The following is an 18,699-nucleotide window of genomic DNA, read 5'->3' as shown; positions in this document are numbered from 1 at the left end:
CTTCCCTTTTTTATGTTTTGCTCACAATGCATGCTTAAACATAGCGTGTGAATTTTTTCGGGTCGAATGCCGCTCGAATCGCTTCACCGATAAAGGTGACCATTACAAGTACCAGTACAATGGAAGTCACAACAGACGCCACAATCCATGGCGAGTCCAAGTTGGACTTACCTTGCTGCAGTAACTCACCCCAGCTTGGTGTTGGTGGCATCAAGCCTAAACCAAGATAATCAAGCGCTGTCAGTGCGGTGATGTTGGCAGCAATGGTAAATGGCGCCAAGGTAACAATCATGACCATGGTATTTGGCAGAATATGGTTAAACAGGATTCGGCCTGTCGAGGCGCCCAACGCACGAGCTGCCATTACGTATTCGCGTGCAGATTCTTTGTAAGTCATGGTACGCATGTACCATGTCATCCCCATCCATCCAAACAACACGTTGATGGCGACAAAGAGCGTGAAAGTCGGTTGAACGATGGACACCAAAATCATAATGACGTACAGGAATGGCACCATTGACCAAACCTCAATCAAACGTTGGACAAATAGGTCGAACTTGCCGCCCCAAAAGCCCATGGCACAGCCTACAGCGGTACCAATAGCGTAGGACACCGCCATCGTTAACAACGCAAACCCCATCGCAGTACGGAAGCCATACACCAAGCGCGCTAAAATATCGCGACCAATAACGTCAGTACCTAGATAGTGTTTATTCTCAGCGCTTGGCGCGGTCGGAGGGAAATCGCCACTGAAGTCTTGTTCGTATGGGTTCCAAGGAACGATAGGTAGAATCACAAAGTTGTCCCCCCCCTCTTCCTCAAAGACTTGTTGGAGAACTCGGTAATCAGCTTCACTTGAAGAATCTTGACCAAACTCGCTACCTAAACGAACGTCACTGACAACCGGAAAGTAGTAACGACCATCGTACTTCACGATCAACGCTTTACTGTTGATTAACAGCTCGGCAAATAGTGAAAGAATCAACATGATAGATAAGATCACAAACGACCAATAACCACGTTTAATTTCTTTAAAGTGACGGATTTTCTTTTGAGTTAATGGACTTACTTTAATCATATTACGCTCCAAACTTCACACGTGGGTCGACTAAAGCAACACAGATATCCGAAATAATATTGCCGATCAGCAGCAATACCGCGTTGATAGCAACGATGCCCATCACTACTGGGTAATCACGCTCCATAATGGATTCGTAACCTAATAAACCAATGCCGTCGATGTTGAAGATAACTTCGATCAAAAATGCCCCTGTCATGAAGAACAACAGTGAGTTGCCAAAGTGAGAAGCAATTGGAATTAAGCTATTGCGTAGCGCGTGTTTGCGTACCGCTTTCTTAAACGGCAAGCCTTTTGCGATCGCGGTACGGATGTAATCCGATGATAAGTTTTCCATCAGGTTATTTTTCATCGTCATGGTGAGCGTTGCGAAATCACCAATCAAGTAACAGATCAGCGGAAGCACAGCATGCCACATCACGTCTTTTGCGCGTTCAAAGAAGGTTTCATAGTCATCGAAATCATCACCGACAAAGCCCCCCATAGGGAACCATTCCAAGTGATAACTAAACAAAGTAATCAATAACACGCCAACCACATAGCCAGGCAAGGCATAACCGACGAATATCAAAATGGAGGAGGTAGAATCAAACACAGAACCGTGCTTGAGGGCTTTGTAATAGCCAAGCGGTATCGAGATGAAGTAGCTGATAAAGAAAGTCATGCCACCATAGAACAGCGAAACAGGCAGACGCTCTGCAATCATATCCGATACTGGTTCGTAATAACGCGTTGATTCACCCAAGTCCAACGTCACTAGTCGACTCAACCAATCAACGTAAGCTTCCATCACAGGTTTATCCAACCCGTAGAATGCGTTTAGCTCAGCGATTTGCTCATCAGACAGTGCAGTATTGCCACCCGCTGACGTCATCGATGCTGCGCCGTCTCCCTGAGACTGCATTTGTGACAGCATGCGTTCAACTGGCCCACCCGGTACAAATCGAGTGATGGCAAAGATAAGAATGGTGATACCGAGAAACGTCGGAATGACTAACGCTAAACGGCGTAAAAAGTACGACAGCATATACAACTTGCTCCTTGTCTACTGTCCAAATTAGGCGGGTTTGGTGGGAAGTTTCCGGCCCAAAATGGTGCATATCTATCCGCGTAGTAACTAAAGCTGTTGAAACACACTCCCTGCGATTCAATAACTAGTTTTTTCTTCTACGGCAATAATTTCAGCGTCATATTTATCTTGAATCCACATCAGCTTCAAGTGTTTGAAACCAAAACATGACAAACTTCCTCCGATGTCGAAAAACAGAAATGTTTTTGTAAAAAATTATAAAAAACCACAAAAAGAATTCCTGCAGAATATCAATCTAGGCACTTTAGAGCCAAAACCCTATATAAAAATGCACATAGCAAGAATAAATAGACACATAAGCTGTGGTTACATTTGACTGAAAAATACGAGTGAGCCCTTTTACAGCAATGGGTATCATATTTTGATACCACCCAGTGCAACCAAGTCAACATGGTTAGCATTCGATAAAATTCCACCTTTAGAATAATTCACTGGATAAATGAGTATTTTCAGATTCAATTACCCGCTTAAAAACCATAGGCAATATATGTCATTAAAGTTTACAAGAAACACAAAATACGGTGTTTTATTAAAATTTGATCTCGATTTATAGAACCTACACAGTAAATTATTCCGTGATTTAAATCACTTTTAGTTGTTTACATCTTTTTTACATTTCCACATCTCCGTTTACCACTGGTTTGACTTCCTTTTTTCTTCTCGGTTATACATTGGCCGACCGTTAACGAAATATTAACGTCACATTTGGTCGCTATGCGACCAGACATAGGAAATAATAATAATCGGAGCAACAAGGATGTATAAAAACACAACCGCTTTATCTGTTGCGATCAGTCTTGCTTTGGGGACAGCGGCAGCAGTGGCCCCTCTAACAGCACAGGCAGAAGAGCAACAAGTTGAAAAACTTCAAAAGATGAAAGTTACTGGTTCGCGCCTAACGCGCGCATCTATGGAAGGAAGCACTCCAGTAGCAGTAATTGGTCGGGCTGAAATTGAACGCGCTGGTGACGTATCGATTGCCGATGTATTGCGTAAATCATCTTTTAACTCATTTGGTTCTTACAGTGAAAGTTCAGGCAGCTCATGGCAAAGCCAAGCAACCATGTCGCTACGTGGTTTGGGCTCTTCACGTACTCTAGTTTTGATTAATGGCAAACGTCTACCAGGCTCTGCAACCATGGGTGGTGGCGCTGCAAACATCAACGTAATTCCATCGGCAATCGTAGAACGCGTGGAAGTGATGGCTGACGGCGGTTCTGCTGTATACGGCTCTGATGCTGTAGCAGGCGTAGTAAACATCATTCTTAAAGAAGAATTTGATGGTATCAACGTAAGTGTGGGTTCTGGCATTCCAAGTCAAGACGGCGGCGACGAAGGAAACGTTGCACTCGTGATGGGCACAAGCGGTGAGAAAGGCAACATCATGTTCTCTTTCGAGCATGATAGCAAAGACGAAATCTACCAACGCGATCGTGATTACCTAAGTTCAACCAACACCGGCTCTGCAAACTATTTCGATATGTCAGGCGTTAGTATCTTTGGTCGCAACGTTTACCATGATGGCGAGTTGAAAGCACTTAAGGGCTACGACACTAACGCGTCATGTGATCCTTCAAAAGGTTTTGTAGGCTTAACAAACTACCCTGGTTTGGGCGATATCTGTGGCTACGACTACACATCGGAAGCTGCTCAAACGGCATCTTTAGAACGTAATACCGTATTTATGAACGGTAATATCTTCTTGTCTGACGACACTACTTTTAATGCACAAATGCTTTTAAGCCGCAATGAAAGTTTTGGTCGTTTCGCACCTGCAGCAGGCTCATTCGACGTAGATCCTAACACGAGTGGTGGCGCTGATTTCTTCGCAGAGAATGGCCTTGATACAACCAAAGGTCCAGCTTCTGTATACTACCGTTTTAACAACGTGGGAACTCGTGATACTACAGTTAAAGATTTCCAAGCTGATTTCAAAGCAGGTCTTGATGGCACGCTTTATACCGACTCTTTCGGTGAGGTAATTTGGGAAGCTGGTTACCACTTAAACTTCTCTAACAGTAATGAAGTTGGTACTGGTTACGTATTCGGTTCAGCGGCATCGAACCTAGTTGAATCAGGTCAGTTTGTGAATGGCGAGTTCAGTGCAGATGCAACAAATCAGTTGTCTGCAGGTACTAGTCGTGAATCCCAAATGGAAATGCATCAGTTTTCTGGCGGCCTTCAATTTGACCTAGCAGAAGTTGGTGACATCACTATTCCATTGTATGTTGGTGCTGAATTTACCACTTACGATTACTTCGATAAATACGACCCACAAAGTGAAGCAGGCAACATCATCGGTAGTGCTGGTAACTCTGCGGGTGGCGATCGAGAAACTTATGCATTTTACGCAGAATCTATGATCGCGTTTACTGATGAGCTGGAAATGAACATTGCGGCTCGTTACGACCACTATAGCGACTTCGGTGATGAGATCTCGCCAAAAGTATCTTTCCGTTACCAGCCTCTTGATAATCTGATGTTCCGTGCTGGTGCTGGTATGGGTTTCCGTGCTCCAACACTATCTGACCTTTACGCGGCTGACAGCTACTCGTCAGACTTCGCAAAAGACTACAGCTACTGTTCAGCAAATGGTATTGCATACGCAGACTGTCCAGAAACTCAATATGATGTAACTCGTACAGCAAACGAAGATCTAGAAGCAGAAACATCAGTATCGTTTAACTTTGGTGTGAGCTACTCACCAATCGACGACCTAGACGTAACAGTGGATTACTACAACATCAGTATTGATGACATGATCACACTGAATACTCTGCAAAGCATGATCGACGAAGAGCGTAGCTCTGGTGTTTCTAACCCGAACATCATCCGTGATGCAAATGGCCGCATCATTGAAGCAACAGCGGGGCTGCAAAACTTAGGTACACTCGATACTTCAGGTATTGACCTCAAAGTCGGCTACAGTTACGACTTTGATTTTGCGACAGTTCGTTACGACTTCATGGGAAGCTATGTTCTGGACTACAGCACACCTGAATACGTTGGTGGCCCAGTAAATAATCAAGTAGGTCGTAATGGTTTGCCTGAGTACCGTTTTAACACTGGTGTTGGCTTAAACTTCCTAGAAGACCATGACATCTATCTATCTGCAGACCACATCGCAGACCAAGCTCAAGATGTTGACGACAACTACAATAAAATCGGTCACATATCTTCACAAACAACGTGGAACATTGCGTACAACTACCTAGCTCCGTGGGATGCAAAATTCACGGCAGGTGTTCGTAACCTTACTGATGAAGATCCTGCATTTGAATCTGATGGTGTAACTTACAACTCAGACCTATACAGCATTCAAGGCCGCGTTTACTTCTTGAAATACTCTCAAAACTTTTAATTAAAACCTTTGGCGCAGGAGTATTTCCTGCGCCCTATTCGACTGACTATTTACACTAACAAGGATGCTACTATGACGTTAAAGGAATTTGGCGTAAGTGCAGTTACTGCCGCGATTCTCTCGGTAAGTGGTGCAGCGATTGCTGCAGACTCTGGAACCGTAGTCGCCAATCAAGCACAAACAACGAAGTCTTCTCAAGCTTCTCAGCAAAAAATCGATACTTACGCTGAAAGCACAGAAGGTATGTTGGCAGAATATAAGGGCTTACTTCGTCAAATCGATAGTATGAAAGTCTACAACGAGCAAATTAATCGAATGGTTCAATCGCAACAGGGCGAACTGGACTCATTGAATAACCAAATTGCTCAAATCGATCAAACGGCAACAGAAGTTGTTCCTCTAACACTAAAAATGATCGATGCGCTAGATGAGTTCGTTACACTCGATTTGCCTTTCCAAAAAGAAGAACGCAACAAACGCGTTCAAGAGTTACGCCGCCTGATGGATCGCGCAGACGTAACGACTTCTGAAAAATTCCGTAAAGTGATGGAAGCGTACCAAATTGAAGAAGGCTTCTCTCGCTCAATTGAGTCTTACAAAGCGAGCTTAGATCGTAACGGCGAAATCGTAACGTACGATTTCTTACGTATTGGTCGCACAGCACTTCTATTCCAATCTCCAGACGGCGGTGAAACAGGTATGTGGAACCAACAAACACGTCAATGGGAGACACTACCTGAAAGCTACCGTATTGCGGTACAGCAAGGCCTTCGTATTGCGAAGAAGCAAGCGCCACCAGCGCTAATCAAATTGCCTGTATTTGCTGGGGAGGAATAAGAGATGAAAGGATTCAAAACTCTAGCCGCTGGTCTACTAGCCAGCTTATTTATGGTTTCTGGCGTTCAAGCTGAAACCCCACAAACACTTTCTGAACTACTAAAAAACGTAAAATCAGAAAGCATTGTTGAATCAAAAGAAAACAAAGAACGCGAAGCTGTGTTCAAGCGCGATCGCGACCAACAAGCTGCATTATTACAACAGGCTCGTGAAGAGCTAGCTGCACAGCAAGCGCTTGGCGATCAACTAAAAGCCACTTTCGACGAAAACGACAAACAACTGACTGAACTAACCGAAACACTGCGTGTTCGCTCCGGTACCTTGGGTGAAATGTTTGGTGTGGTTCGTCAATACGCAGGCGAATTTAAAGGTCTGTTTGCCGCTTCGCAAAATGCCGTTCAGTTCCCAGAGCGTGATGCACTGCTGACGAAACTGGCAGAAAGTAAAGAACTACCATCAACTCAAGAGCTGGAAGCATTCTGGCACACTATTCTTCAACAAGTTGTCGTATCTGGTGATACATCAACAACACAAGCAACGGTTGTTTACGGTGAAGGTAAAGAAGCCGTTCGCGACGTAACGCTAGTAGGAGAATTTAACGCAATTGCAGATGGCAAATACGTCATTTACGTACCTCAAACTGGCAAGTTCGAAGAACTATCACGTCAGCCAAGCAAGAACATCACAAGCCAAGTGGCTGGTTTTGAATCAGCAAAAGGCACTTATGAGCCGCTATTCCTTGATCCATCTCGTGGCGTAATTCTATCGCTACTAGTACAGAGCCCTACCGTTCAGGAGCGTATTGACCAAGGCGGTATCGTTGGTTACGTCATCCTAGCAATGGGCGCTGTTGGTGTCATCATCGCGCTATTGTGCTTCCTACGCCTTCAGATCATCGGTGGCAAAATGCGTAAACAGGCGAAATCAGACACAGTTATCCCTGGCAACCCTCTAGGTGAAGTTATCCAAGCTTACCAAGATCACAAAGGCGACAACCTTGAAGATCTGGAAGCGAAGTTGGACGAAATCATCCTACGCAATGCACCAAGCATTGAACGCTTTATCAGCTCAATCAAACTGTTTGCTTCTGTAGCACCACTACTGGGTCTACTAGGTACAGTAATGGGTATGATCGGTACCTTCCAGGCAATCACGCTATTTGGTACCGGCGATCCGAAACTAATGGCTGGTGGTATTTCTGAAGCATTGGTAACCACCATGCTAGGTCTGGTTGTCGCAATTCCTCTACTGTTCCTTTACACCATCGTACACAGTAAGGGTCGCCGTTTGGTTCAAACTCTTGAAGAACAGAGTGCAGGTTTCATCGCTCGCTATCAGGAAAAACTACATAAAGCCGAAAGCTAAGGAGGCGTTATGTGGTGGTTAGTTGGAGAACTTGAATCAATTAGGCGCTTCTTGGGAATGGGTGGCGATGTACTCGTCGCTATCTTCATCCTCAGCTTCATGTTATGGGCAGTGCTGCTAGAACGCTGGTTCTACTTTGCCGCCGTCGCTCCAAGAGCCGCTAAAAAAGCCGTGACTCTTTGGAGTGAGCGTTCAGAACATCAAAGCTGGAACGCAAAGATGATCCGACAAGAAATTGTATCTCGTCAGGATATTGAGAATAAAAAGGGGCTACCAATCGTTAAAGTACTGATTGCGCTTTGTCCCCTACTTGGCCTGCTCGGCACCGTAGTCGGCATGATCCAAGTATTCGACATCTTAGCGGTAACCGGAACAGGAAGCCCTCGAGCAATGGCCTCGGGGATCTCAAAGGCAACAATCCCAACTTTAGCCGGGATGGTGGCTTCTCTGTCAGGACTGTTCTTTAGTTCACGTCTTGATCATTTAGCCAAAGTCACAACGCAAAAGCTGGAAGATAAGCTAAAGCATATTGCCTGAGTAAATGGAATTAGAGGTATAGGTCATGAAAAGACGCTATAGCAGTGATAGCAGTGACGAAACAGCTATCGATATGACACCGATGCTCGACATCGTATTCATCATGTTGATCTTCTTTATCGTAACAACATCGTTCGTTAAAGAAGCAGGTTTGGAAGTAAACCGCCCAACAGCAAGCTCAGCACAAACCGTGAAGAAAGGGAACATTATGGTTGCCATCGGTGCCGCTGGAGACGTATGGGTTGATAAACGACGCATTGAAGTCGACGCTGTTCGCGCCAACATCGAACGTCTTCGCGCAGAAAGCCCTGATGGCGCTGTTGTTATCCAAGCGGATACCGAGGCCAATGCAGGGGTAGTCGTGAAGGTTATGGACCAGATTAAGATGGCAGGTGTCGAAAGCATCTCCATTGCCGCAACGAATAAGGATTAAGCTTATGCGGTATCTGGCCTCAATTGCACTGGCGCTCATTGTCTCCCTCGGATTATTCTGGGGGATGGACAAGCTGGTAAACAAAGAGCGCCACGAGCTAGTGTCGAATGATGATCAGCGTATGGTCGATTTCATTCGCATTAAACCGGACGAAAAAGTACAGGAGAAAAAACGCGAACTCCCGAAACCGCCACCACCTAAGCGTCCGCCGCCGCCACCAGAAATGAAGGTGACGTCGACAGTAAAACCGGTGATGGACCAAGTTCCAATGGATATGCCAAAACTCGATCTACCAGTAAACGTCACTGGTGGCTCAGTGCTCGGTCATTACAGTCAAGGTGGCGGAGCGAGACTGGCAGGTAGCGGAGGCCCTGTGCCTTTAGCAACATTCCAACCTCAGATGCCTCGTAAGGCCGCCCGTTCTGGACTTGAGAAAGGTATCGTACTTGTAGAGTTTACTGTTAACGAACGTGGTAGCGTCGAGGACGTCAAAGTTTTAAAAGAGACACCACGTAAGTTGGGCTTGGGACAAGCCGCGAAGAAAACCGTATCTAAGTGGACCTTCAAACCCAAGATGGTTGATGGTAAAGCGGTTAGCTCTCGCCTTTCTCAAGAAATTGAGTTCTCTACAAACTAAGGAGTCATACGTATGAAAGCATATACCAAACTGTTGGCTTCTCTAGTGTTATTGTCAGGCGCGTATGGCGCGCCTGGTTTTGCCAACACTCCGGAGTTGTCAGACAAAACGTTTCGAACGGTAAACAAAGTTCAGGAACTCATTGCTACAGAAAAGTACGCTGATGCCCTTTCTAAATTGAACTCAGCATTAAGTAGTACAAGCAAAAAACAATATGACCGTGCAGTCTTACTGCAACAGATGGGCTTTTTGTACTCTCTGCAAGATGACTACCCGAAAGCAGCAAAGTATTTTGCTGATGCGTTAAGTTTAAACGCACTTCCAGTGCCTGTAGCCCAGCAAGTTCGTTATAGCTTGGCGCAGCTTTACTTAGCCGAAGGGCAATTTAAAAAGTCAGTCGCAACCATGAATGAGTGGTTCAAAATTGCAGAAACCACCGAAGAAAAGCCACAAGCGCATGCATACATCACTCTAGCGAGTGCTTATGTTCAGCTAGAAGATTACAAAAACGCGATTCCACCAGCTAAGCAAGCAATCGCTATGAGTAAAGAACCTAGTGAATCTTGGTATCAGCTACTGATGTCTGCGCATTATGAACTTAAGCAGTTCAAGAGCGTTGCGGGTGTATTGAAAATATTAACCACTAAATATCCAAAAAATAAGCGTTACTGGACTCAATTGTCTGGTATTTACATGGAGTTAAATCAAGAGCGCAATGCCCTTTCAACACTAGAAATGGCTCATAAATTGGGTCTATTAGAAGGTGAGAAAGAATACCTGCGTTTAGTAAACTTCCAAGCTTATCAAGGGGTGCCTTTCCGCGCAGCGAAAACACTTCAAGCAGCCTTTGATAATGGTCATGTAGAACGCAACGCAAAAAATTTGGAAACACTTGGTTCGTTTTGGCAGCAAGCACAAGAACTTGAACAGGCTATCGACGTCTATCAGCAAGCTTACAATCTTGCTCCACAAGCAAAAACTCAAATAAAAATTGCTCGTCTAATGATTTTAGACAAGCAATATAAGGAGGCGACGAAATTTACGCAAAACGCCGCCCCAGATGCTAAGCACGAACAAAAAGGAGAGCTCTCTTACATTCGTGGCATGGCATATTTTGAGTTAAACCAACCGAGTAATGCTCTTAAAGCAATGAAAAGTGCGGCTCAATCTCCAGATATGAGAGCAATGGCGAGCCCTTGGATTAATTTCCTAGAGTCACAAGGGTAAGTCATGCATTTAGCATGGCACGAAAATTAAGTGTGAGTCAGTCGCACGCCTGGGGAAGTGAAAGCTTCCCCTTTTTTCGTCGTTTTTCAGTTCTCAATCCGTTGTCATTGAAGGGTACGCAAACCAAAAGATCAACTGGTAACCACATAGAGATCATGATACTCTTCGCCTCCATTTTTCTGGCGGGATTATCACCAATCACCATTTCCATAATGGCTGATTCCTTGCCGCCAGTGCTATCGTTATAAGACTGTCGAGACTTTCCTTCGGCACTCAATCAATCCAATCAAAAGTGGAACAGTACAATGGGCAAAGGTACTCTCTATATCGTATCTGCACCTAGCGGCGCAGGTAAATCTAGCTTGATCTCAGCAATGTTGGAACGTAATCCAACATACGCAATGAAAGTGTCTGTGTCTCACACTACTCGCAACATGCGTCCTGGTGAAGAAGACGGTGTCCACTACCACTTCGTCGCAAAAGAAGAGTTTGAAACTCTGATTGCTAAAGGCGACTTCCTAGAATACGCCGAAGTGTTTGGTAACTATTACGGTACGTCTCGCGTATGGATTGAAGAAACGCTAGAGAAAGGCATCGATGTATTCCTAGATATCGACTGGCAAGGTGCTCGCCAAATTCGTGAGCAAATGCCAGAAGCAAAAAGCATCTTCATTCTGCCACCTTCAAACGGTGAGCTTGAACGTCGTTTAAATACTCGTGGTCAAGACAGCGCAGAAGTCATCGCCAAGCGCATGGCTGAAGCAAAATCGGAAATATCACATTACAGCGAATATGACTACGTCATCGTGAATGATGATTTCGACACAGCATTAATGGACTTTAAAGCTATCCTTCGTGCAGAAAGATTGAAGGAAGAAAAACAAGCTGCTAAATATAAAGGTATGCTTGACGCGTTATTAGCAGAATAGCTCTCACCAAAGAGTCAGTCTGTTTAACCAGAATTTCCGCTACTTTGTATTGTGCAAAGTAGCCATAATAAACAAGAGAGAAAGCCCACACATTGTGGCTTGTCTAATTGCTAGTAAATAAAGTAGTTAGGTTGTATACTTTCTCGTCATTCTAAAATTTAGTTAACTATTTGGAGTCCTCATGGCACGCGTAACTGTTCAAGACGCTGTTGAAAAAGTTGGCAACCGTTTCGACCTAGTACTGATTGCGGCTCGCCGCGCTCGTCAAATGCAAACTGGCGGTAAAGATGCACTAGTGCCAGAAGAGAACGATAAGCCAACGGTTATCGCTCTACGCGAAATCGAAGAAGGTTTAATTACTAAAGAAGTTCTAGACGCTCGTGAACGTCAAGAACAGCAAGAGCAAGAAGCGGCAGAGCTAGCGGCAGTAAGCAGCATCGCTCACAACCGTTAATTCTGTCTTTAGAATTCAACAACCTCCCGGGCCTATAATTTGTATCTATTCGATAGCCTCAAAGACGTTGCCCAAGAATACCTAACAGAGCCTCAAATTGAGGCTCTGCGTCAATCTTATGTGGTAGCGAGAGATGCCCATGAAGGGCAAACCCGCTCTAGCGGTGAACCATACATCATCCACCCTGTCGCTGTGGCTCGTATCTTGGCCGAAATGCGCCTTGATATTGAAACCCTCCAAGCTGCTTTGCTGCATGACGTCATTGAAGACTGTGACGTTACAAAAGAAGATCTCGAAGAGAAATTCGGCAACACCGTCGCTGAGTTGGTTGATGGTGTATCTAAACTGGACAAACTCAAATTCCGTGACAGGAAAGAGGCTCAAGCTGAGAACTTTCGCAAGATGGTTCTGGCGATGGTGCAAGATATCCGCGTTATCCTGATCAAACTGGCTGACCGTACGCACAACATGCGCACGTTAGGTGCACTTCGACCAGACAAAAAACGTCGCATCGCTCGTGAAACATTAGAAATCTATGCCCCATTAGCTCATCGTCTTGGTATTCACAATATCAAAACTGAGTTAGAAGAGCTGGGTTTCGAAGCGCTGTACCCAAACCGTTATCGCGTACTCAAAGAAGTCGTGAGAGCGGCTCGCGGGAATCGCAAAGAGATGATTCAGCGTATTCACAGTGAAATCGAAGGCCGACTGCAAGATGTTGGTTTGAATGCACGCGTCGTAGGTCGTGAAAAGAACCTGTTCTCCATCTACAACAAGATGAAAACCAAAGAACAGCGTTTTCACACCATCATGGATATCTACGCTTTCCGAGTGGTTGTTGATACTGCCGATACTTGTTATCGCGTTCTAGGCCAAGTGCACAGCTTGTATAAGCCGCGCCCAGGTCGCATGAAAGACTACATCGCGGTACCAAAAGCAAACGGCTACCAATCGCTTCACACTTCCATGGTTGGCCCACACGGTGTGCCTGTTGAAGTGCAGATCCGTACTGAAGATATGGATCAAATGGCGGACAAAGGTGTCGCAGCGCACTGGTCTTATAAAGACAAGGGCGATAAGTCGGGCACGACCGCACAAGTGAAAGCGCAGCGTTGGATGCAAAGCTTGCTTGAGCTACAACAAAGTGCCGGTAACTCATTCGAATTCATTGAAAACGTAAAATCGGATCTATTCCCAGATGAGATTTACGTCTTCACACCAAAAGGTCGTATTGTTGAACTGCCACTTGGCGCGACAGCTGTAGATTTTGCTTACGCGGTACATACCGATGTAGGTAATTCCTGTGTTGGTGCTCGTGTTGACCGTAACCCTTACCCACTAAGTAAGGCGCTGAAGAACGGCCAGACAGTAGAAATCATCAGTGCGCCAGGTGCGCGTCCAAATGCCGCTTGGTTGAACTATGTCGTGACTTCTCGCGCTCGCACTAAGATTCGTCAAGTACTGAAAACCATGCGCCGTGAAGAATCCATCACGCTCGGCCGCCGCCTATTGAATCACGCTTTGGGTCGTCACTCGATTGACTCCATCTACCCAGAGAATATTCAAGAAGTACTGACCGATCTGCGCTTAGAAAGCACAGACGATTTACTCGCAGCAATTGGCTTAGGCGAACTCATGAGCATTGTGATTGCTCGTCGTTTGCTGGGCGATACTGAAGAACTAACGACAACAAGTTCCATTCCAACCGACTCGAAAAAGAAACTTCCAATTCGTGGGGCGGAAGGTTTGCTGCTGACGTTTGCTAACTGCTGTCACCCAATTCCAGATGACCACATCATTGCGCATGTGTCTCCTGGCCGTGGCTTGGTTGTTCACCGTGAAACGTGTCCAAATGTGCGCGGTTACCAAAAAGAGCCGGACAAATACATGGCCGTTGCGTGGTCTGACGATTACGACAAAGAGTTTATCGCAGAACTGAAAGTCGACATGCTCAACCACCAAGGTGCTCTGGCAGAATTGACCAACGTGATTTCGAAAACAGGCTCCAATATCCATGGCCTGTCGACCGAAGAACGTGATGGCCGACTGTATACTGTCACCGTTCTGCTGACGACCAAAGATCGTGTCCACCTTGCAGGCATCATGCGAAAAATCAAAGCGATGCCGCAGGCGACCCGAGTCAGACGAAGAAAGAACTAAACTCATCGCCACCCACTCACACTGGGTGGCGATTTTTTTATACCCTATTTATTTACTATGAATTTAGAACGTTACCACCGTATCCATCAAGTGCTGAAAGCACGCCAAACCGACCTTACATTGTGCCTAGAAGAGGTTCATAAACCTAATAACGTCTCTGCCGTTATTCGTACGGCTGACGCCACGGGCTTACACAAAGTTCATGCTATCTGGCCTGATAAAATGCGCACTTTAACCCACACTTCTGCTGGTGCTCGTAACTGGGTTGAAGTAGAAACTCACAACTCGATTGAAACCGCCATTACCGAGCTCAAAGCCCAAGGCATGCAAGTATTGGTGACCAACTTATCGGACACCGCGGTCGATTTTCGTGAAATCGACTACACCAAACCGACTGCAATCATCCTGGGGAGTGAAAAAATTGGCGCGTCTGAACAAGCGAAAAAACTCGCCGATCAAGACATCATTATTCCGATGATTGGAATGGTGCAATCTTTGAATGTTTCGGTCGCCAGCGCAGTCATTCTGTATGAAGCGCAACGCCAACGTGAAGCGGCAGGCATGTATGATCGAGAAGAAAGCGCACTACCAAAAGAAACCATTCATCGCATCTTATTTGAACGTGGTCACCCAGTGCTTGCCAAAGTAGCGAAACGCAAGAAACTGGAATACCCGCCACTCGACGATGAAGGTCAAATCATCGCAGATGAGGCATGGTGGCAAGAGATGCAAAAAGCTTAAGCTGAAACATAACGTCGAAAGCCCTCGCTTTCTACGCCACTTCTTATAGTTTTTCCTGTACAAAAACACAGCTCAATGGTTAACATACTGCTATGTTAACCATTTTCTTGAGCTTTCTATGTCTGCCCAAATGCTATCTGCTGTTCCTTTAACTTCTCTATCAGGAGTTGGCGCCAAAGTCGCAGAAAAACTCGCTAAAGTCGGCTTGCATAGCGTTCAAGATTTGTTGTTCCACCTGCCTCTGCGCTACGAAGATCGCACCCGCATTTATCCTATTGCCAAACTGCACGCAGGCCTTTGGGCTGCGGTACAAGGTAAAGTCATGACCGTCGATACCATTTTTGGTAAACGCAAAATGCTGACAGTCAAAATCAGTGACGGCAATGGCACCATCACGCTGCGTTTTTTCAACTTTACTGCAGCGATGAAGAACAATTTTTCACAGGGTAAGTTAGTACACGCTTACGGAGAAATTAAGCGTGGTGGTATGGGGCTGGAAATTGTGCACCCTGACTACAAATTTTACGCCAGTGAACAAAAGCCAGATGTGGAACAAAGCTTAACCCCGGTTTATCCAACCACAGATGGCCTGCGTCAAATCACTTTACGTAACCTTACTGAGCAAGCATTGGCGCTACTCGATAAAGCGGCAGTGCAAGAATTGCTACCTTCTGGCTTGTATAACCATCAGATTACTATGTCGCAGGCGTTGCACACCATTCATCGCCCGCCGCCAACCATTAATTTAGATGAATTTGATGAAGGTAAGCACCCCGCTCAAATCCGTTTGATCATGGAAGAATTGCTCGCTCAGAACTTGTCGATGTTGGCGGTTCGCAGCAAAGGCCAGCAAGATATCGCCTTACCGCTCGCACCATGTGACAAACTGAAAAAACAGCTGTTGGCGCAACTGCCGTTTTCTCCGACCAATGCTCAAGCACGCGTGGTGAAAGAGATTGAATCCGACCTCGAAAAGCCGCACCCAATGATGCGTCTTGTCCAAGGTGACGTAGGCTCAGGGAAAACCCTCGTCGCGGCACTGGCTGCGGTTCGAGCTATCGAGCACGGTTATCAGGTCGCACTAATGGCACCAACTGAGCTGCTCGCCGAACAACACGCCATCAATTTCGCCAACTGGTTTGATGCCATGGGCATTCAAGTTGGCTGGCTTGCTGGTAAGCTCAAGGGCAAAGCCAAAGAGACGGAACTGGCTCGCATTGCCAGCGGTGAAGCGCAAATGATAGTGGGTACTCACGCCCTCTTCCAAGAACATGTGGAATTTCATCACCTAGCTTTAGTCATCATTGATGAGCAGCACCGCTTTGGTGTCCATCAGCGATTAGAGTTACGTGAGAAAGGGGCAAAACAAGGCGCGTATCCGCATCAGCTCATCATGACGGCGACTCCGATTCCTCGCACGCTAGCAATGACAGCGTATGCTGATTTGGAAACGTCGGTGATAGACGAATTACCACCAGGCCGAACGCCGATTCAAACCGTCGCCATTCCAGATACCAAACGGGACGACATTGTCGAGCGGGTACGAAACGCTTGTCTTAACGAAGGCAAGCAAGCGTATTGGGTGTGTACGCTGATCGATGAATCGGAAGTGTTAGAAGCGCAAGCCGCAGCAGACACCGCCGAAGAGTTACAGCGCAAACTGCCAGATGTAAAAATTGGCCTAGTTCATGGTCGTATGAAGCCCGCCGAAAAGCAAGCTGTCATGCAAGAGTTTAAAGACAACAAGCTCCACCTGCTCGTAGCCACGACGGTGATAGAAGTTGGCGTAGACGTGCCAAACTCTAGCTTGATGATCATCGAAAACCCTGAACGCCTTGGGTTGGCTCAATTACACCAGTTAAGAGGCCGCGTCGGTCGAGGCTCGGTTGCCAGTCACTGTGTCCTGCTGTACCACGCCCCCCTGTCGAAAACCGCACAAAAACGACTCGGTGTGCTGCGTGAAAGTAACGATGGCTTTGTTATTGCGCAGAAAGACCTCGAGATCCGCGGGCCCGGCGAATTGTTGGGCACCAAACAAACAGGCTTGGCTGATTTCAAAATTGCCGATTTAGTTCGAGATCAACGCTTAATCCCAGAAGTTCAGCGTATTGCACGTCATATTCACGACAATTACCCAAGCAATGCAGCCGCCATCATCGAACGCTGGCTAGGCGAGCGTGATATCTACTCCAAAGCGTAAATCTTAAAGCAAGCCAAATGGCTCGTTTTTTAGTGCTGCCACCAATGGCAAACGATTGCTTTTTGGATAAATCTCTCTATAATCGCGCTCAAAATTTCTAGAGTGTGCCTCATCACACTTCACCAACCTGAGTTGACACTGATTAACAGCAATCACAGGTAACGACGTCAACTCCACCCAGCCCTCCCATTCAGCGAGATCTGGGAACACATTGCGACTAGCGAGACAAATCATGACAACTTCAAACCGATCTTCGGAACTGGTCTATCAATTAAATGATCGCCCACCACTGCCACAAACGATTTTTGCTGCACTTCAGCATTTATTGGCGATGTTCGTTGCGGTGATTACACCTTCCTTAATCATTTGCCAATCTTTGGGCGTTCCGGCCGATCAAACCAACACCATTATCAGCATGTCGCTGTTTGCATCTGGTGTTTCTTCCTTTATCCAAATCCGTACCTTTGGCCCTGTCGGCTCCGGCTTGCTATCGGTGCAAGGCACCAGCTTTAACTTTTTGGGTCCAATCATCGGTGCGGGTTTATCACTCAAAGCAGGTGGCGCGGACATCAGCACCATGATGGCGGCGATTTTCGGGACGATTTTAGTTGCCTCCTTTGCCGAGATCTTACTGTCTCGTGTGCTTGAGCATGCACGTCTCATCATCACACCTCTCGTCTCTGGCATTGTCGTAACTCTGATTGGCCTGACGCTGATCCAAGTTGGCTTGGTTTCTATGGGTGGAGGCTATGCTGCAATAGGCGACGGTACTTTTGGTAGCTTAGACAAACTGGCGCTCGCTGGTACCGTACTTGGGTTAATTGTGATTTTGAATCGTTCTAAAAACCCATACATTCGTGTGGCTTCGATCGTGATTGCCATGCTAGTTGGCTATGTAATGGCATACTTCATGGGTATGGTCGACACCTCAAAATTGGGGGAAACCAACCTCGTTGCGCTACCGATTCCGATGCAGTACGGCTTGTCATTTGACTGGTCACTATTTATCCCTCTGGTGCTGATTTTCTTTATCACGGCGTTGGAAGCGATCGGCGACATTACCGCAACGTCTGAAGTATCTGGCGAGCCTGTTAAAGGCCCTATTTACATGAAGCGTATCAAAGGTGGGGTATTAGCGGATGGTCTGAACTCGGCTATCGCTGCGGTATTCAACAGCTTTCCAAACTCTACTTTCAGTCAAAACAACGGCATTATCATGCTAACGGGCGTCGCAAGCCGTTACGTGGGTTACTTTATCTCGGGCATGTTAGTGATTCTTGGTCTATTCCCGGGCGTGGCCAGTTTTGTTCAGCTGATCCCAGAACCTGTACTTGGTGGCGCTACCATCGTGATGTTCGGCACCATTGCCGCTGCAGGCGTGCGCATTATCTCGCGTGTTGACCTCGACCGCCGCGCGATTCTGATTATGGCGTTGTCATTCTCGATGGGGTTAGGTATCGCTCAGAAACCTGAGATTCTGCAGTTTATGCCTGAGTTTATTAAAAGTATCTTCTCAACTGGTGTGGCTGCTGGCGGTATCACCGCGATACTGCTGAACTTGCTGCTTCCAGAAAAACTGACAGAAGAAGATGAACTTGTCGCTCAAGAAGTGAAAGAGTCTTAATACCTGTACTTAGAAATTAAAAAGCC

General features: G+C 46.2%; 15 protein-coding genes. 13 read left to right on the top strand and 2 right to left on the bottom strand.

All coding sequences use genetic code 11. The features are described 5' to 3' along the window. Window positions 1–34: 34 nt before the first annotated feature. A complete protein-coding gene (locus tag BIW15_RS00725) occupies window positions 35–1,078 on the bottom strand; it encodes an ABC transporter permease (protein ID WP_069502374.1) in 1,044 nt (347 codons plus the stop codon). 1 nt (window position 1,079) lies between these two features. Then, window positions 1,080–2,105, bottom strand: a complete 1,026-nt coding sequence (locus BIW15_RS00720) for an ABC transporter permease subunit (RefSeq protein WP_005458995.1) — start codon at window positions 2,103–2,105, stop codon at window positions 1,080–1,082. 820 nt (window positions 2,106–2,925) lie between these two features. Here BIW15_RS00720 and BIW15_RS00710 point away from each other — a divergent pair. The 13 genes from BIW15_RS00710 to BIW15_RS00645 all read left to right on the top strand — a co-directional run bounded on the left by BIW15_RS00710 (window position 2,926) and on the right by BIW15_RS00645 (window position 18,673). Continuing rightward, window positions 2,926–5,529, top strand: a complete 2,604-nt coding sequence (locus tag BIW15_RS00710; RefSeq protein WP_021486907.1) for a TonB-dependent siderophore receptor — start codon at window positions 2,926–2,928, stop codon at window positions 5,527–5,529. Between the two features lie 72 nt (window positions 5,530–5,601). Continuing rightward, window positions 5,602–6,366, top strand: coding sequence for a DUF3450 domain-containing protein (locus BIW15_RS00705; protein ID WP_005496754.1), 765 nt, complete (start codon window positions 5,602–5,604; stop codon window positions 6,364–6,366). A gap of 3 nt (window positions 6,367–6,369) precedes the next feature. Next, the gene (locus BIW15_RS00700; RefSeq protein ID WP_021449002.1) at window positions 6,370–7,731 is read left to right on the top strand and encodes a MotA/TolQ/ExbB proton channel family protein; all 1,362 of its coding nucleotides are present in this window, start codon (window positions 6,370–6,372) and stop codon (window positions 7,729–7,731) included. A 9-nt stretch (window positions 7,732–7,740) separates the two neighbouring features. Further along, window positions 7,741–8,268 carry a MotA/TolQ/ExbB proton channel family protein gene (locus tag BIW15_RS00695; RefSeq protein ID WP_005458945.1) on the top strand — a complete coding sequence of 176 codons (528 nt, stop codon included), beginning with the start codon at window positions 7,741–7,743 and terminating at the stop codon, window positions 8,266–8,268. Window positions 8,269–8,293: 25 nt separating this feature from the next. Further along, window positions 8,294–8,701, top strand: a complete 408-nt coding sequence (locus tag BIW15_RS00690) for a biopolymer transporter ExbD (RefSeq protein ID WP_005458951.1) — start codon at window positions 8,294–8,296, stop codon at window positions 8,699–8,701. A gap of 4 nt (window positions 8,702–8,705) precedes the next feature. After that, window positions 8,706–9,338, top strand: coding sequence for an energy transducer TonB (locus tag BIW15_RS00685; RefSeq protein WP_005458947.1), 633 nt, complete (start codon window positions 8,706–8,708; stop codon window positions 9,336–9,338). 12 nt (window positions 9,339–9,350) lie between these two features. Then, a complete protein-coding gene (locus BIW15_RS00680) occupies window positions 9,351–10,565 on the top strand; it encodes a lipopolysaccharide assembly protein LapB (protein ID WP_077280411.1) in 1,215 nt (404 codons plus the stop codon). A 305-nt stretch (window positions 10,566–10,870) separates the two neighbouring features. Further along, a complete protein-coding gene (gene gmk / locus BIW15_RS00675) occupies window positions 10,871–11,494 on the top strand; it encodes a guanylate kinase (protein WP_005496750.1) in 624 nt (207 codons plus the stop codon). A 181-nt stretch (window positions 11,495–11,675) separates the two neighbouring features. Beyond that, the gene (rpoZ, locus tag BIW15_RS00670) at window positions 11,676–11,948 is read left to right on the top strand and encodes a DNA-directed RNA polymerase subunit omega (protein ID WP_005379346.1); all 273 of its coding nucleotides are present in this window, start codon (window positions 11,676–11,678) and stop codon (window positions 11,946–11,948) included. A gap of 39 nt (window positions 11,949–11,987) precedes the next feature. Further along, window positions 11,988–14,108, top strand: a complete 2,121-nt coding sequence (gene spoT, locus BIW15_RS00665) for a bifunctional GTP diphosphokinase/guanosine-3',5'-bis pyrophosphate 3'-pyrophosphohydrolase (RefSeq protein ID WP_005459012.1) — start codon at window positions 11,988–11,990, stop codon at window positions 14,106–14,108. Window positions 14,109–14,165: 57 nt separating this feature from the next. Next, complete coding sequence (gene trmH, locus BIW15_RS00660) at window positions 14,166–14,849, top strand: tRNA (guanosine(18)-2'-O)-methyltransferase TrmH (protein WP_005478720.1); 684 nt, start codon at window positions 14,166–14,168, stop codon at window positions 14,847–14,849. 118 nt (window positions 14,850–14,967) lie between these two features. Further along, window positions 14,968–17,049, top strand: a complete 2,082-nt coding sequence (gene recG / locus BIW15_RS00655; RefSeq protein ID WP_029847913.1) for an ATP-dependent DNA helicase RecG — start codon at window positions 14,968–14,970, stop codon at window positions 17,047–17,049. Window positions 17,050–17,281: 232 nt separating this feature from the next. Beyond that, window positions 17,282–18,673, top strand: coding sequence for a uracil-xanthine permease family protein (locus BIW15_RS00645; RefSeq protein ID WP_179115206.1), 1,392 nt, complete (start codon window positions 17,282–17,284; stop codon window positions 18,671–18,673). The last annotated feature ends 26 nt before the right edge of the window (window positions 18,674–18,699 follow it).

The organism is Vibrio sp. SALL6 (genome assembly GCF_002002385.1).
GTDB lineage: Bacteria > Pseudomonadota > Gammaproteobacteria > Enterobacterales > Vibrionaceae > Vibrio > Vibrio parahaemolyticus.
Note: the sequence above shows the minus strand (reverse complement) of the source record. Positions and strands in the feature narration are given on the sequence as shown.